Here is a 15,892-nt window from a genome sequence, read left to right on the forward strand (position 1 = left end):
TCGGTTCGCGCTTCGCCTGGCACCGCGAGTCGGGGGCCGGGCGTCAGGCGCCGAGCAGCCGCGCATGCAACGCATGCGATACCGCCCGCACTGCGCGCCGAGCCACCCCGCCCCGGCGTGCTCCCGCGTGCATAACCGCCCCAAACGAAGCCATTGCGCTTGCCGCTGATTTGCATATGCGCATTCGTTGGTTGGCTGCCGGCACGCGTGGCCGTATCGTCCTGAATCCGGCGCGCGGGCCGGCCCGTGGCGCGCATTGTCCGCATCGGGCCCCGCCCCGCGCCGACCGCGCCGCCTGTCGCGCGCGGCCCGTGAACCCGCAAGCAGGACGCTTCGATGAACGACACACCGCACGCAGACGTTGAACCCACCCCGGCGAATCCGCATCGCCGCCAGTGGCTGCAAGGCGCGGCCGCCGGCCTGGCCGGGCTCGCGCTCGGCCCGCTCGCCGGCCTGCCCGCGCACGCGCAAGACAGCGGCTCGCGGCTGCGCATCGGCTTCCAGAAATACGGCAACTTCGTCGTGCTCAAGGCGCGCGGCACACTGGAGAAGCGGCTCGCGAGCCAGGGCGTCACCGTGCAATGGCTCGAATTTCCGGCCGGCCCGCAATTGCTCGAGGGCCTGAACGCAGGCGCGATCGACGTCGGCACGGTCGGCGAGACGCCGCCGATCTTCGCGCAGGCGGGCGGCGTCGATTTCGTCTACATCGGCAACGAGCCGCCCGCGCCGCAGGGCGAGGCGATCGTCGTGCTGCCCGATTCGCCGATCCGCAACGTCGCGCAGCTGCGCGGCAAGAAGGTCGCGTTCAACAAGGGCTCGAACGTCCACTACCTGCTCGTGAAGGCGCTCGAGCACGCGGGCCTGACGTATGCCGACATCCAGCCGATCTACCTGACGCCCGCCGACGCGCGCGCCGCGTTCGTGCAGCGCAACGTCGATGCATGGGTGATCTGGGACCCGTACCTGGCCGCCGCCGAGCGGCAGATCGGCGCGCGCGTGATCGCAAACGGCGAAGGGCTCGTGCGCAATACGCAGTACTACCTCGCCGCGCGCAAGTATGCGGCCGCTCACCCGCAGGTGGTGCGCGCGCTGCTCGACGAAGTCGACGCGGTCGACCGCTGGGCGCGCGACCATGCGCCGGAAGTCGCCGCGCAACTGTCGCCGCTCGTCGGCCTCGACGCGCCGACGCTCGAAGTCGCGCTCAAGCGCGCCGGCTACGGCGTGCAGCCGATCACCGACGCGACGCTCGCGTATCAGCAGAACATCGCGGACGCGTTCAGCACGCTGAAGCTGATTCCGGGCAAGCTGTCGGTCGCCAGCGCACGCTGACGCACGTCACCGTCACCGACCACCGTCACCGCCGACGCGCGGCGCGGCACGCGTAAATCAACGCGCGGGCGCCGCGCCGATGCGCCGCCATTCGTCGTAATCGGTCACGAGCCCCGCTTCGTCGACCGCGATATCGGCCGCATAAGTACCGCTTTCATAGCGGTACACGTGCGGCGCGGTGCGCGTATAGCGCTGCTCGCCGCGCACGAATTCGAAATCCGGAAAGCGCAGCCACGCGGTATGGATCACGGCCGTGTCGCCGACGGCCAGCGCGAGCCGCCGGATCGGCAACGTATTCGTCGACGGGCTGAAACCGAGATCGACATCGGTCGCACCCGCGAGCGCCGGTACGTCGACGCCATCGATCGTCCACCGCCCCGCATCGCACGCGATCTCCCGTTGACGCGGCGGCAGCGCACCGCTCCACTGCGTGATGCGCGCCGAGCGCGTGAGCCAGTCGGCGCCGCAGGCGATCGCATAATCGATGCGAAACGGCGAACCGCCGATCGCCCCCGATACCGAACCCGACAGGTCGATTCCCGTTCGCGACTCGACGAGCCGGCACCATTCGGCCGCCTGCCACGTCTGCACGATCTGCCACGCCACGCAGCGTGTGCGACCCGCTTCATCCTGTTGCGTCATGTCGTCGTCCCCAGTCGCTCGCACCGATGCCGATTGTCGCCGATCGAACGGGCGAACACACGCGGCTTCGGCCACCGATGGTCAGTATCGGTTCGCCGCGCACCTTCGGGCGGCCCCGCTTTGGTACCATCCGTCGATCGGCATCAACCGGAACCGGACAAGGGGCGCGACTTCATGGATTTGCTGGCGACGATGCGCATCTACGTCCGGGTCGTCGAGCGCGGCACGATGTCCGGCGCGGCGCGCGATCTCGACATGGGCCAGCCGGCCGTCAGCGAGCGCATCGAACGGCTCGAGAAGCATCTCGGCACGCGGCTCCTGATGCGCAGTGCGCGCACCCTCGTCTGCACGGAGGAAGGCCGGATCTTCTATGAACGCAGCAAGGCGCTGCTCGAAGCGGCCGACGATGCGGTCGCATCGGTCTCGAAGTCGGAGAATGCGCTCGACGGCACGATCCGGCTCGCTGCGCCGCAATGCTTCGGCGAAGTCGTGCTGCCGCGCGTGCTGATGCATGTCCGCACCGCGTATCCGAACCTGCATATCGATCTGGTCCTGAACGACGACATCGTCGATCCGGTCACCGAAGGCGTCGACATTTCGATCCGCGTCGGCCAGCTCGGCGACGGCGGATTCATCGCATACCCGGTCGGCGCGGTCGGCCGCCGGCTCGTCGCCGCGCCGTCGTATCTCGAGCGGCACGGCCCGCTCGACACGGCGGCCGAGCTTGCGCACCATCCGTTCATCCGCGTGAAAGGCGTGTTCGCCAGCGAACGGCTGCCGCTGCAGCACGAAGGCGGCCCGCTCGAATACGCGCGCATCCGCACGATCATGACGACGAGCCATTGGCGTCCGATGTTCGACACGATCGCGGCCGGCGGCGGAATCGGCGTGGTCCAGCAGCCGGCCTGCGCCGACGCGCTCGCGTCCGGCACGCTCGTCGAGCTGCTGCCGCGGTACGCGCTGCCCGACTTCGCGCTCAACGTGCTCGTCCATGCACAGCGCCCGCTGCCGCCGCGCGTACAGGCCGTCGTCGACCTGCTGAAGCAGGACATCCCCACGCTGTTGGGCCGCGCTGCTCGATGACACCGTGACCAGGTGACGGCGGCGACCGCCGCCGAAGTCACGCGTGCAGCGACTTCCCCGGCATCGTCACGTGCGCATCGCGATCGCATCCGACATCGTCATCGCCTGCGCGACCTATTCATGGCGATTGCGGTCGCACATCGCGATCTGGTCGCGACTCACGCTCGCCATCAGGACGATGCGGTTCGACGTCGACCGCTTCGAGATCACCGCACGACACATGGCGCGCGCAAGCATGCTCACTTGCGCGCCGCCCGACCGTGCGGTACCGTCCACCTCTCCGGGATAACCGAAGCCTCGCGTCGAAACCCATCCGTCGATTCGATCCGATGCGGCCCCGCCCCTACCCGGCGCGGTCGCGTCGTCCGTACAGGAGGGGTTTCAATGGACGTTCGCGTGTACCTGCTGGCCGCCGCCGTGTTCCTGGCCGGCGTCGCCGAAAACATCTGCGTCGGCATCCTGCCGGCGATCTCGGCCGGCCTTCATGTGTCGATCGCCGCCGCCGGCCAGCTCACCACGATCTTCTCCGCCGTGTTCGCGCTTGCCGCGCTCGTCGCGGCCGCCTGCGTCGCGCGGGTCGAGCGGCGCACCGCGCTGCTCGCGGCGCTCGGCGTGTTCGCGGCCGCGAATCTGTGCGCCGCGGCCAGCCCCGGCTATGCGAGCCTGTTCGCCGCGCGCGTGCTGATGGCCGCGAGCTGCGCGACGCTGATCCTCGTCGCGACGCGATTCGCGGCCGAACTCGCGCCGGCGTCGCAACGCGGCCGCGCGATCGGCATCGTGTTCATGGGAATCAGCGCGTCGCTCGTGCTCGGCGTGCCGATCGGGATGCGGATCGCCGACTGGGCCGGCTGGCGTGCGGTGTTCGTCTCGATCGCCGTGCCCGCGCTGCCGCTCGGAATCTGGCTCGGCCGACGATTGCCGCGCATGGCGCCGGCCGCCGCCAACGAAGCGACAGCCGCGGCCACCCCGCCGTCCTATCGCGCCGTGCTCGCACGCCCGCGGCTGCTTGCCGCCCAACTCGTCTCCATCGCGATGATCGGCGGGCATTTCACGCTGTTCGCGTATCTCACGCCGTATCTGCAGGCGCTGCTGTCGCCCGGCGCGGCCGCGCTCGAAGGGTTGTACGTCGCGTTCGGGATCGCCGGCGTGACCGGCGCGTGGCTCGGCGGCTTCTTCTCGGACCGGCTCGGCGCGGCGCGCGCGCTGTGCGCGTGCCCGGCCGTGTTCCTCGTCGCGATGGCCGTGCTGCCGGCGGCCGCGGGCGTGTCGCCGCTCGCATTCGTGCCCGCGATGATGCTGTGGGGCGGCATCAGCTGGTCGATCTCGCCGATCGTGCAGAGCTACCTGATCCACACCGCGCCGTCGCTGGCCGATGCGAGCGTCGGCATCAACGTATCGGCCATGCATGCGGGCGTCGCGCTCGGCGCGGCGTTCGGCGGCGTACTCGTCGAACGCGGCGCGCTGCTCGTCACGCCGTGGGCCGGCTGCGCGCTCGTCGCGCTTGCGCTCGCATGCGCGTGCGGCGCGGCATGGCCCGGGCGGCCGGCCGCGAGCGCATCGTGAATGCCTGGCGACGGCCAGCGCGGCGCGCCCGCCCGCCGCGTCACCACGCCTGCCGGTAAATTTCCAGCGCGTCGGCCTCCGTCACCTCGCGCGGATTGTTCACGAGCAGGCGCGTCTGCAGCATCGCGTCCGACGCCATCCTCGGCAGATCGCCTTCGCCGATGCCGACTTCGCGCAGCGTGCGCGGAATGCCCGTCGCGGCGATCAGCCGGTCGATCTCGGCGATCAGCGCATGCGTCCGCGCTTCGTCGCTGCCCGTGGCCGACGGCGCGACGATCGCCGCGAGTTCCGCATACAGCGGCGCGGCGGCCGGCGCGTTGAAACGCAGCACGTGCGGCAGCACGAGCGCATTCGACAGCCCGTGCGGCACATGGAAGATCCCGCCGACCGGATAGGCGAGCGCATGCACGGCCGCGACCGGCGCATTCGCGAACGCCTGCCCCGCGAACATCGCGCCGACCAGCATCGCTTCGCGCGCCTGGCGATCGTGGCCGTCGTCGCACGCCGCGAGCAGGTTGCGCGACAGCAGCGTCAGCGCGTGCACGGCCAGCATGTCGGACACCGGGTTCTTCAGCCGCGCGGACGTATAGGCTTCGATCGCATGCACCATCGCGTCGATGCCGGTGGCGGCCGTCGCCGCGCGCGGCAGGCCGAGTGTCAGTTCGGCGTCGAGGATCGCGACGTCCGCGAACAGGTGCGGCGACACGACGCCCATCTTGCGCGCCTCGCCGACCGTGACGATCGACACGGCCGTGACTTCGGAGCCGGTGCCGGCCGTCGTCGGCATCTGCACGAGCGGCAGCCGCGCGCTCGCGACCTTGTCGACGCCGTACATGTCCGCCAGCGCCTGCTGCCCCGGTGCGAGCACCGCGATCAGCTTCGCGACGTCCATCGACGATCCGCCGCCCAGGCCGAGCACGATCTCGGCATCGGCCGCCACCGCCCGTTCGGTCGCTTCCAGCACCACGTGTTCGGGCGGATCGGCGATCACGTCGTCGATCACGGTGACCTGCCAGCCGTGCGCGGCGAGGCTCGCCAGCGCGGGCGCGAGCACGCCGCTGCGATGCAGGAACGCGTCCGTGACCACGCACACGCGCACGAGCGCCGGAAAGCGTTCGCGCAACAACGCGCCGAGCCGGCGCGCGGCGCCGAATTCGACGACCTGCGTCGGAACGGTACGGAATTGAAACGGGTTCATCGGGTGCCCCCTGGTGGCGTCGCCGTGCCGGTGTCCGGCTGCACCATGTAGCGCGTCACGTCGCGGCGATCGAGCAACGGCATGATCGCGCCGATTCCGATCCGCTGGAAATGCGGCGTTTCCCGATGCACGTCGAGGCCGTCCTCGGTGGAATAGCGCTCGAGGATCACGATGTGGTCGGGATTCTCCGCCGACCGGAAATACGCGTAGTCGAGATTCTTCGGCTCGTCGCGGGTGGCCGGTGCGAGCTCCGCGAGCAATTCGAGCACGCGGTCGCCGTTGCCGGGTTTCGCGTAGAAATGCGCGATGACCTGCAGGTAGGGTTCGTTCATGTTGCACTCCGTATTCGACGAAGGTTCGACGACGGTTCGACGAAGGCCCGTCACGCCGACGGGTCGAACTCCACCACGCGCGGTCGCTCGTCGATATCGCAACCGCCTCGTGCCGTGCCGCCGCGCGCCGCGTACGCCGTCCGCAGCACCGGGAACGCCGTGCCCAGCGAATCGCGCATGTGCGGCGAACGCAGCAGCGCCGCCGTGGTGACGACTCAACGCTGCATTGTATGGGATCGGCACCGCGTTCACCGCGTCGCGGGCCGCGCGCTACCATGCGGCCCGTGCGGCCACCGCGACGTCGCCGCGCAGCGACAAAACAGGCACGCGCCTTCCGCGTATGCATGCGACCGATGCGCGGAACCGGCGAGCGTGCCGGGCACCGCCTGCGGCACGGCCACCCCGTCGCAAAAAATCGCCGCAAGGTCGCGCCAGCGGCCGCACAGCTCCAGCATGTGGGCGCCGAAGCCCGCGCTGCGCGTGAAGCCTTCCACGCGCTTGCCGTCAAGCGCATCCGGTTATGCGACGCACCGCGACTCGTTGCGCACGCAACCCTATCGGCAGTTTCCCGAGCATCGTGAATCCGCTCGAAGCTGCCGCGTCGTCCGGTGTCGGTTCGCGCTCACCACGGCACCGTCCGCCCCAGATAGTCGAGGAATTCGAGCCCGGGCCGCGCGCGCTTCGCGAGCAGCACGTCGACGAGGCTCGGCACGCTCTCGGCGATCGTCAGCCGCGCATCGGGCCCGCCCAGGTCGGTGCGGACCCAGCCGGGCGCCATCAGCGCCATCGCGCGACGCGTATCGGCCTGACGCGCCGCGAAGCTGCGCATGAACTGGTTCAGCGCGGCCTTGCTGCCGCGATATACCTCGCGCATGCCGTTCACGTTGTTCGCGACGCTGCCCTGCCCCGACGACATCGCGCCGATCAGGCCGTCGTCGGTGACGAGATCCTGCAGCGTCTCGATCACGCGCATCGGCGCCAGCGCATTCGTGATCATCACGCGCACGAATTCGTCGGTCGTCACTTCGCCGATCGTCTCGGTCGGTTCGTTCGTCGTTCCCGCATTCACGAACAGCATGTCGAAGCGCCGGCCCGCCAGCCGCGCGCGCAATGCGGCCAGTTGCGCCGGCTCGCAGATGTCGAGCGTCTCGATGTCGAGCCGGCCGTCGAACCGGTCGACGAGCTCGTGCAATTGCGTGCGCCCCGATCCTGCGCGCACGGTGCCCGTGACACGCCAGCCCCGCTTCAGAAATGCCTCCGCCATCGCGAGCCCGAGGCCGCGAGATGCCGCGACGAGCAGGATCGCGGGTACGTGCTGGTTCGATACGGTCGATTGCATGGTGTGCGCCTTTGCCGGGTTTCGTGATGCAGCCACTATAGGTGCGCAACACGACAGGCGCCAGACGCATCGCATTCAATTCATAGTTGTACCAGACGCCATGTGATGTCGCGCGGTGGCGTATCCTGTCGTCATGGACGACATCGACCTGAACCTCGTCACCGCGCTCGACGTGCTGCTGTCGGAAGGCAGCGTGACCGGCGCCGCGCGCCGGCTCGGCCTGAGCACGTCCGCGATGAGCCGCACGCTCACGCGGCTGCGGCTCGCCACCGGCGATCAGCTGCTCGTGCGCGCCGGACGCAAGCTCGTGCCGACACCGCACGCAGCCGCGCTGCGCGACCGTGTGCACGCAATCGCAACGGAGGCGCGCGCGGTGCTGCGGCCGGCGACGGCCGACGTCGACATGGCGACGCACGCCGCCACGTTCACGATCCGCGCGGCCGCGTCGTTCATGGAAATGTTGTCCGGCCCGGTGGTCGCCGCACTCGGCGAAGTCGCGCCACAGGTGCGCGTGCGCTTCGTCCCGAAGTCCGACCGCGATCCGCAGGCGCTGCGCGACGGCGCCGTCGATCTGGAAATCGGCAAACGCGGCGACGATGCGCCCGAACTGCACACGCGCATGCTGTTCCACGACTGGCACGTCGCGGTCGCGCGCGCCGGGCATCCGCTGTTCGCGTCGGGCAGGATCACGCCCGCCCGCTATGCGGCCTGCCGTCACGTGATCGCCTCGCAGCTGGGCGACTTCGGCGGGCCGGCCGACGACCCGGCCGCTCCGGCCCACCCGGGCCACACCGTGTGCGTCGTCGTACCGGGCTATCCCGACGCGATGCGTGTCGCGGCCAGCACCGACCTGATCGCGCTCGTACCGCGCTCGAGCCTCGCCAACGCGTTCTCGCCGGGGCTGACGGAGGCCCTCGGGCTGCGCAGCTTCGAGATTCCGGTGCGCCTGCCCGAGATCCTCGTTTCCGCGCTGTGGCATCCGCGCATGCACGGCGACCCGGTACATCGCCGCCTGCGCGATGCGGTCATCGCCGTCTGCCAGCAAGCGTATCCGGATGCCCGCGCGCCGCGCCCGCCGGCGAGCCGCGCGCGCACGCGCGCTGCGGGCTGACGCGCGGCTCAGACCAGCCGGCCGCCGCCGTCGATGTGCAGGATCTCGCCGTTCATGAAGCCGTTGCCCAGCAGGAACGCGATCGCATCCCCCACTTCGTCGGCGCGCCCGACACGGCCGCCGGGCAACGCCGCCGCGGCGCCCGCGAGGATCGTGCCGCGCGCGTCCGGGCCGAACACGTCGTACAGCGGCGTCTCGACGAAGCCGGGCGCAACGACGTTCACGCGAATCGGCTTCAGCTCCAGCGCGAGCGACTGCGCCAGCGCCTCGACGCCGCGCACGGCCGCGGCGATCACTGACGTGCCCTGCGCGGCCGGACGATCCGACAGTTGGCCGCCGGTCAGCACGATCGAGCCGGTCGCGGGCATCCGCGGCAATGCGGCCCGGATCGCGTAGACCGGCCCGGCGATACGCTCCTGGAGCGCGACGAGCACGTGATCGGGGTCGGTCTCGCCCAGCTTGCCGGCGATGAAGCGGCCGGCCGTGACGACCAGGTGATCGACGCGTGCGATCGTGTCGAATGCGGCCTGCACCGCATGCCGGTCCGCGATGTCGGCCACCGCGATGCGCGCGCCGCCGATCGCTTGCGCGGCGGCTTCGAGCGTCGCGCGGGTCCGGCCGATCAGCGTCACGCTGGCGCCTTTCGCCTTCGCGGCGGCCGCGGCCGCGAGGCCGATTCCGGAACTCCCGCCGAATACCACCACGTGCGCACCGTCCAGTGCCGAAGATGGCGTTGCCTCGTTCATGTCGACTCCTCATCGGGGATTGAAGGTGCGTGAACGTTAGGTCATTCTCGATTGCGCTGGAACGTGCGAAACTTAAATAAGACTCATGCCATAAGGGAATAAGATGGATTCGCTGCGATCCATGCGCGTGTTCGTCCGCGCGATCGAGCTCGGCAATTTCTCGGCGGTCGCGCGCGAGGAAGGCACCGGCCAGCCGACGATCAGCAAGATCGTCGCCGCATTCGAACGGGAACTGGGCGTGCGCCTTCTCGAACGCTCGACCACGAGCCTCGCGCCCACCGACGAAGGCCGGCGGTTCTACGACCGCTGCAAGCGCGTGATCGACGAATACGCAAGCGCGGTGGCCGACGTGCGCGGGCAAACGGTGCGGCCGGTCGGCAAGCTGGTCGTCAATGCGCCGCTCGGGCTGGGGGAACTCAGGCTGAACGCGCTCGTGCTCGACTTCCTCTCCGCGTGGCCCGAGATCGAAGTCGAGCTGCAATTGACCGACCGCGCGATCGACCTCGTCGAAGAAGGCGTCGACGTCGCGATTCGCCTCGGCCACCTGCTGCCGCCGGATGCCGTGGCGCGCCACGTCGCGTCGTCGCCGCGCCTGCTGGTCGCCACGCCGGGATACGTCGCGCAGGCCCCGAAGCTTCGCCGCCCGGAAGACCTGACGAAGCATGCGTATGTCGGCTACGCGCGCGCTGACATCGGCAACGAACTGACATTCGCCCGCGGCGACGAGCAGGTCGTCGTTCCGGTGCACGGCAGGTATCGCGTGAACAGCTCGATCGCGCTGCGGGAATGCTTCCTGGCCGGAAACGCGGTGGGCAGCGCGCCCGCGTGGCTCGTTCAGGACCTGATCGACAGCGGGCAGCTCGTGCGCTTGCTGTCGAGGTGGGCCATGCCGCCGCCGCATGCGCTGCACGTCGTCTGCGCATCGCGCCGGTATCTGCCGCTTCGCACCCGCACGTTCCTGCAGTTCATGGAACAGCGGATTCCCGCGCTACCCGGATTCCATGCGATCCCCGCACCGACCGCCATCCCGACCGTGCCCGCCGCGCGGCAAGCCCGCTGACCGACGGGCGCCGCGGTCGTCACCCGCTGGGCGCCGATCCTCCGCCATTTTTACCCGATCCCGTCGAATCCCCGCTATTGCGCTGCCCCCGGCGGCGCCGGCGGGCCGTTCGGCTAAAATGCCGCACTTTCCACCTCGTCCGGCCCGCTCGCCATGCAACCCGCCTCCTCCGCCCAACCCGCCGCCCACGGCGCCGATGCCGCACATTCGGCCCGCGACCTCGTCTACGGCCCGAACGACCGGCCGGCGCCGATGGTCGCCTTCGTCGCCGCACTACAGCACCTGCTGGCGATCATCGTGCCGATCGTCACGCCCGGCCTGCTGATCTGCCAGGCGCTCGGCGTATCCAGCCGCGATACGACCCTGATCGTGTCGATGTCGCTGGTGATTTCCGGCATCGCCACCTTCGTCCAGTGCAAGCGCTTCGGCCCGCTGGGCGCCGGCCTGCTGATCGTCCAGGGCACGAGCTTCAACTTCGTCGGCCCGCTGATCGCCGGCGGCAGCCTGATGGTCAAGCAAGGCACGCCGGTCGAGACCGTGATGGCCGCGATCTTCGGCGTCGTGATTGCCGGGTCGTTCGTCGAGATGGGCGTGTCGCGCATCCTGCCATTCGTGAAGCGCCTGATCACACCGCTCGTCACCGGCATCGTCGTGCTGCTGATCGGCCTCACGCTGATCAAGGTCGGCCTCATCAGCATGGGCGGCGGCTTCGGCGCGATGGCCAAGGGCACGTTCGCGAGCGCGGAGAACCTGACGCTGTCCGGCCTCGTGCTCGGCACGATCATCCTGCTCAACCGCGTGCCGGTCGTGTGGGTGCGCAGCACCGCGCTCGTCATCGCGCTCGCGATCGGCTATCTCGCGGCCGCGTTCCTCGGCCGCCTCGACTTCACCGGCATGCATCAGGCCGCGCTGTTCCAGGTGCCGACGCCGCTGCACTTCGGCATCGGCTTCTCGTGGTCGCTGTTCGTGCCGATGCTGATCATCTACCTCGTCACGTCGCTCGAAGCGATCGGCGACGTCACGGCCACCAGCAAGATTTCGAACGAGCCCGTCGAAGGCCCGGTGTGGATGCAGCGAATCAAGGGCGGCGTGCTCGTAAACGGCGCGAACTCGCTGCTGGCCGGCGTGTTCAACACGTTCCCGAGCTCGGTATTCGCACAGAACAACGGCGTGATCCAGATCACCGGCGTCGCCAGCCGCCACGTCGGCATCTGGATCGCGGGGATGCTGGTCGTGCTCGGGCTGTTCCCGGTCGTCGCCGGCGTGCTGCAGGCCGTGCCCGAGCCCGTACTCGGCGGCGCGGCGATGGTGATGTTCGGCGCGGTGGCCGCATCGGGCATCAACATCCTCGCGGGTGTCCAGCTCGACCGTCGCGCGCTGCTGATCATCGCGGTGTCGCTCGCGCTCGGCCTCGGCGTGTCGCAGGTGCCGGACATCCTCAACAGCCTGCCGCACGCGCTGAAGAACGTGCTCGAATCGGGTGTGGCCACGGGCGGCATCTGTGCGCTCGTGATGAACTGGTTCCTGCCGGAAAAGAAGTAAGCGGACGAGCAACTCGTCCGGGAACGCAGGGGCGTCCGTGAAGGCAGCCGCCTCACGGATACCCGCGTTGCAGACCGGCACGTCGAACGCGGCAGGCGCGGCCTGCGCAATGTGCATAGCCGCTTCGACAGGCGACGCGATGTCGGCCTCGATCCGCTGAAGCTCGGCACCTGGCGGCAACGTCAGCGTGTCCGGACACGTGCTGGCGGCGGCCAAAAGTCAAACCCGGTCAGGTCGGCTTGGCCGATCGATTCGCGCTGGTTAGAATCACCGCATGCCCCAGCGCCCCGCACCCAATATCGCCTCCGAAGCGAGCGCCGTTCCGGTCAAGGAACGCGCGACCGTCGTCTGCTATCGCGGCGAACGAGTCTTGCTCGTCGCGCGCGCCGCGTCGCGCTGGGCCCTTCCGGGCGGCACGATCAAGCGCGGGGAAGCGCCGCTCGAAGCCGCGCATCGCGAGCTGTTCGAAGAAACCGGCATCACCGGCCAGTCTCTTGTCTACTCGATGCAGTTCACCGGGCTCGCCAAGATCCATCACGTGTTCTTCGCGGAAGTCGGCCCGGACCAGACGCCGCAAGCGAACAACGAGATCGATAAATGCAAGTGGTTTCCGGTCGACAGCGTCGACGGGCTGCGCGCCAGCATTCCGACGAAGCGCATCGTCGAACTCGTCTACCAGCACGAAATCAGCAAGACGTAACGCGCGTTACGGGCGCGCGCGCTCACGGGCCGGCAGCCGACCCGGATCAACGTGCGTGAATCGGCGGCGCGTGAGCGCTCAGTGCGGACGCCTTCTTCGCAACTCGTGCGTGGAATAGACGACCAGGAAGATGCCCAGCATCGCCACGCCGGACGCCATGAAGTCGTTCGCGCTTCCCGAGCTGTTCAGGGATTGCGGGAAAATGCCGAGACTCAATCCTGCGAGAGCGAGAAGCAACCCTGCGGCCACACCCCAGATCGGCCCGACCGTCTTTTCGATTTTATTTTTCATACAGCACCCGTCTACAGTCATTACCTGAACGGTATCGGCAAAAGGTGCCGCGTCTACCTTCAGTGATTTCACTATAGCCGGAAAATAATTCGCAGACTTGTAGTAATTTTCCCGATCAAGTTTCGTCGGGCGCGGACGCCGGCACTGGCGCCGGCGTGCACTTGCACGTCGATTGGCGCGGGCCGGGGAGACAGGAAAGAACGAGGGGGTATCGCACACGCCCGGTGTCGAACCGACCCGGGCGTGTGCGACACTCACAATCGACCTCGAAGGCAGATTCCACCGCAAGCGCGATCCGTGGACAGGTCGAGGCCAGCAACACCCTGCGTGCTCGAGCCATCGTCGATGCGGTCGATACGGACGGTGACGTGGCACGGCAAAAGAACCCATGCCGTCGGCTCACACCACGCGGTGCTCTCGCCGTTCCTTGACCAGCACTTCGCCGCCTCTACATTCAGAAGACACAACTGTTCCGCACCTCACCGACTTCTCTCGAAGTCATGCCCGCGCTTTATTCTGCGCGGCGCGGCTCGATTCACAAGCCAAACCACAAGTCTTATCCGATCAATTCCGATATTTGTCACTCGCCGCGAAATACCACCTCAAGGCTACCGTTCACGGATTGCCACTACCGCTTCCAGCAGACACAAAATCGTCCGGATATTTTTAAAATTATAAATTTCATAACCGATAATTTAATTTCACAATCAAGCTATATTACACAAAACATCTTGACCATCGCCCAAACGATACCCATACTGGCGCCGCTCAAGTGCATTTCCTCGAGCATGAGTCACCGCAATATTGATTTAATCGATAACACGCAGCATTCAAACGATGCTTTATTTGAAACAATCATAAAAACGAAACAACAAACGATCAAGACAAGCAAATTTTCACGCTGAATTTTCACTGAAATGAAACACCGGGGCAGATAGTTTCCATACCATCCTATAGACATCCGCTTTTATTTTTCAAGTAACGTTTCTAATCAGAATTCATAGCAATCCAAAGACCAAGGATCATGAAATGATTGGCAAATCGAAACTCGACCGCTTCCACGCTGGCCGCTCCGTCAGAAAAAATCCGCACGGCGCGCTCCTGCTTTGCAGCCTGATGCTCGCCTCCACGCCAGGATTCGCCGGCATCAATCAAGGAACGTACTTCCCGCCGACAAACCCTACGGGGAATGTGATAAATATCGACTACGACTTTCCAGCCAGCCGCCCCGCAAGATATTTCGACAAGCTGGAGACGAGCTTCACCTTCAACAAACTGAATTCCAACCCGATCGGCACACGATTTGTCGCGACTCAATTCTGGCTGGATCCGACAAACGGAGCCGGTGGCGGAGATACGATATACATCGGCATCAACCCGACCGTGCAATCTTACGGCTACGGCGGCCAGGCGCATTTCTCGTATTTCGGTAAAAATGCGGGCCAACTCTACAACAGCAATTGTGCCAAAGGCGCCGATGGCGGAAGCGGCATTACCTGCGCGCTCAATCTGCCGACGACACAAGGATATACCTATCACCTCACGGCAACCCTGATCGAAAGCACTGCTCAGCATGCAGTCCTGTCCGGCACCGTCGACGTACTCGATGGCGCCGGCGATCCGGTCCAGACTGTCGAGATCGGGAAATTCGAGATTCTGCGCGGCAACATGGCATTGAGTTATCCGGGGAGCTGGGTAGAAGGAAGTTCCGATCCTTGTACCTCCCTGGTAAAAACCGGCATTACCTTCAGCCCTCTGCTCGTCACCTATTTCAACACGGGCGGAAAAGATAAATATACGGCGCCGATCAACACCGTATCGTCGAATAAATGCGGCGTGAATGCGACGCCTGTCGGCGTGAGAATGGACTACGGGCGTTGACATCGCTCACGCGCGCCAAGCCGGATGAGCCACGCCGGCTTGGTGAAGACGTGCAAGCTTGACAGAAGCAGGCTCGAATACGACCTGGCTGCCCGGGTGGTCATTCGAACGCAGGCGAAGGCACGTTACATCGACCGGAGCGGCGTGAAATGGTGCAGATCGGCCGGGCGTGCGCACCGGCCAAGCCGCGCGGCACGCCGCGGTGCGTTTCATCCCTGGATGCGAATGAGCGAAATTCGGAGGGCTGTCCCGACGGGATTGGATCTTCGCCGGGAAGCATCACGAACGGGCGCGCGAAACTCCGTCAGCATACCCGAACGACTTGAAGCCCGTGGGGTGGAAGGCAGTCGACTACAACTACCACTCGCACGGCAGCTTGCGAATCCAATACGGCATCGCCAAAGCCTCTTCGTCCGGGATTGAAAACGTAGACGCCGCTCGACCGGAATCGCTCACAGGATGAAAAATACGGCGACAGCGACGCATATCGAGATGATCAGCAGACCCATGCATTGATTTCCGTAAAGTCTGACAGCATCGCCTACATTCATCGAACCGACAATCGGCCCAGTCCGAGCTGCAGCGCCACACGCACAAAATGCGCCCCGCCCGAATCCGATCAGCCGGATTTCTTACCCCGCCGAATACCGCAACCGACGTCGTGCCGCCTAGATGACGTCTGTGGGCGCGCGCCGTGGGCATTCATGCAATCCGCTGCTTCGGTCTTGACTATCGAGCAATCGCCAACGAGGCGCGTCGCGATGTCGGCGTCCGCGTCGATTGAATTTTGAGTCGATGGCTCAAATTTCGGTCGACGTCCATTCCTCCGGGAAGATCAGACTCGCCTCTACATGCGCAACCGCCGCGGCGACAAGGTGAAGCCGACAAAACGATAGCTTTGCGGAAAAGGGAGAAATTTGCGGAAATGAATCGCGCACATTTAGGCGAAGTGCGATTCTCCGAAACCATTGTGGCGGAAGGCAGCCGGAGTCGAACCGACCCGGGAGTGTCTGACACCCCCAACCGGGTTTGAAGCCCGGCCGTACCACCGGATACGAATGCCTTCCGTGGGGAA

Annotated in this window: 15 protein-coding genes, 1 tRNA gene and 1 pseudogene; 9 read left to right on the forward strand and 8 right to left on the reverse strand. The window is 66.7% G+C overall.

Annotation, left to right across the window (positions count from 1 at the left end):
- Positions 1-336: 336 nt before the first annotated feature.
- Positions 337-1,329: a sulfonate ABC transporter substrate-binding protein gene (locus tag HWX08_RS06155; RefSeq protein WP_069259573.1), complete on the forward strand. Its 993-nt coding sequence runs from the start codon at positions 337-339 to the stop codon at positions 1,327-1,329.
- Positions 1,330-1,386: 57 nt separating this feature from the next.
- On the opposite strand, the gene HWX08_RS06160 is transcribed toward HWX08_RS06155, so the two are convergent.
- A complete protein-coding gene (locus HWX08_RS06160) occupies positions 1,387-1,971 on the reverse strand; it encodes a putative glycolipid-binding domain-containing protein (protein ID WP_069259572.1) in 585 nt (194 codons plus the stop codon).
- A 174-nt stretch (positions 1,972-2,145) separates the two neighbouring features.
- On the opposite strand from HWX08_RS06160, the gene HWX08_RS06165 reads away from it, so the two are divergent.
- From HWX08_RS06165 to HWX08_RS06175, 3 genes are all read left to right on the forward strand, one after another.
- The gene (locus HWX08_RS06165; RefSeq protein WP_174922598.1) at positions 2,146-3,054 is read left to right on the forward strand and encodes a LysR family transcriptional regulator; all 909 of its coding nucleotides are present in this window, start codon (positions 2,146-2,148) and stop codon (positions 3,052-3,054) included.
- Between the two features lie 70 nt (positions 3,055-3,124).
- A complete protein-coding gene (locus tag HWX08_RS06170) occupies positions 3,125-3,343 on the forward strand; it encodes a hypothetical protein (RefSeq protein ID WP_174922597.1) in 219 nt (72 codons plus the stop codon).
- A gap of 95 nt (positions 3,344-3,438) precedes the next feature.
- Positions 3,439-4,617: an MFS transporter gene (locus tag HWX08_RS06175; RefSeq protein ID WP_174922596.1), complete on the forward strand. Its 1,179-nt coding sequence runs from the start codon at positions 3,439-3,441 to the stop codon at positions 4,615-4,617.
- 40 nt (positions 4,618-4,657) lie between these two features.
- On the opposite strand, the gene HWX08_RS06180 is transcribed toward HWX08_RS06175, so the two are convergent.
- The 4 genes and pseudogenes from HWX08_RS06180 to HWX08_RS06195 form a co-directional block, all read right to left on the reverse strand.
- The gene (locus tag HWX08_RS06180; protein ID WP_069259569.1) at positions 4,658-5,815 is read right to left on the reverse strand and encodes an iron-containing alcohol dehydrogenase; all 1,158 of its coding nucleotides are present in this window, start codon (positions 5,813-5,815) and stop codon (positions 4,658-4,660) included.
- Positions 5,812-6,147 (reverse strand): putative quinol monooxygenase, encoded by a 336-nt coding sequence (locus tag HWX08_RS06185; RefSeq protein WP_174922595.1) that lies wholly within the window; start codon positions 6,145-6,147, stop codon positions 5,812-5,814. Before HWX08_RS06185 ends, HWX08_RS06180 begins: the two co-directional genes overlap by 4 nt.
- 50 nt (positions 6,148-6,197) lie before the next feature.
- A pseudogene (locus HWX08_RS06190) lies at positions 6,198-6,656 on the reverse strand (hypothetical protein); the annotation flags it as partial.
- Between the two features lie 113 nt (positions 6,657-6,769).
- Positions 6,770-7,486, reverse strand: a complete 717-nt coding sequence (locus tag HWX08_RS06195; protein ID WP_174922594.1) for an SDR family oxidoreductase — start codon at positions 7,484-7,486, stop codon at positions 6,770-6,772.
- Between the two features lie 133 nt (positions 7,487-7,619).
- Here HWX08_RS06195 and HWX08_RS06200 point away from each other — a divergent pair, with 133 nt between their 5' ends.
- The gene (locus HWX08_RS06200) at positions 7,620-8,597 is read left to right on the forward strand and encodes a LysR family transcriptional regulator (RefSeq protein ID WP_174922593.1); all 978 of its coding nucleotides are present in this window, start codon (positions 7,620-7,622) and stop codon (positions 8,595-8,597) included.
- 8 nt (positions 8,598-8,605) lie between these two features.
- Here the strand turns inward: HWX08_RS06200 and HWX08_RS06205 are convergent, their stop codons facing one another.
- Complete coding sequence (locus tag HWX08_RS06205; RefSeq protein ID WP_069259564.1) at positions 8,606-9,343, reverse strand: SDR family oxidoreductase; 738 nt, start codon at positions 9,341-9,343, stop codon at positions 8,606-8,608.
- Between the two features lie 103 nt (positions 9,344-9,446).
- Between HWX08_RS06205 and HWX08_RS06210 the strand changes: the two genes are divergently transcribed.
- From HWX08_RS06210 to HWX08_RS06220, 3 genes are all read left to right on the forward strand, one after another.
- Positions 9,447-10,403, forward strand: coding sequence for a LysR family transcriptional regulator (locus HWX08_RS06210; protein ID WP_174922592.1), 957 nt, complete (start codon positions 9,447-9,449; stop codon positions 10,401-10,403).
- Positions 10,404-10,556: 153 nt separating this feature from the next.
- On the forward strand, positions 10,557-11,945 hold the full coding sequence (locus HWX08_RS06215) for a nucleobase:cation symporter-2 family protein (protein WP_069259562.1): 1,389 nt from the start codon (positions 10,557-10,559) through the stop codon (positions 11,943-11,945).
- 274 nt (positions 11,946-12,219) lie between these two features.
- The gene (locus tag HWX08_RS06220; protein ID WP_174922591.1) at positions 12,220-12,645 is read left to right on the forward strand and encodes an NUDIX hydrolase; all 426 of its coding nucleotides are present in this window, start codon (positions 12,220-12,222) and stop codon (positions 12,643-12,645) included.
- 78 nt (positions 12,646-12,723) lie between these two features.
- Here the strand turns inward: HWX08_RS06220 and HWX08_RS06225 are convergent, their stop codons facing one another.
- Positions 12,724-12,936 carry a hypothetical protein gene (locus HWX08_RS06225; protein ID WP_107310324.1) on the reverse strand — a complete coding sequence of 71 codons (213 nt, stop codon included), beginning with the start codon at positions 12,934-12,936 and terminating at the stop codon, positions 12,724-12,726.
- A gap of 1,029 nt (positions 12,937-13,965) precedes the next feature.
- On the opposite strand from HWX08_RS06225, the gene HWX08_RS06230 reads away from it, so the two are divergent.
- Positions 13,966-14,817 carry a hypothetical protein gene (locus HWX08_RS06230; protein ID WP_174922590.1) on the forward strand — a complete coding sequence of 284 codons (852 nt, stop codon included), beginning with the start codon at positions 13,966-13,968 and terminating at the stop codon, positions 14,815-14,817.
- Positions 14,818-15,788: 971 nt separating this feature from the next.
- Here HWX08_RS06230 and HWX08_RS06235 read toward each other — a convergent pair.
- Positions 15,789-15,884, reverse strand: a tRNA-Sec gene (locus HWX08_RS06235).
- Positions 15,885-15,892: the final 8 nt, after the last annotated feature.

It is taken from the genome of Burkholderia metallica, from assembly GCF_902832845.1.
GTDB classification, from domain to species: domain Bacteria; phylum Pseudomonadota; class Gammaproteobacteria; order Burkholderiales; family Burkholderiaceae; genus Burkholderia; species Burkholderia metallica.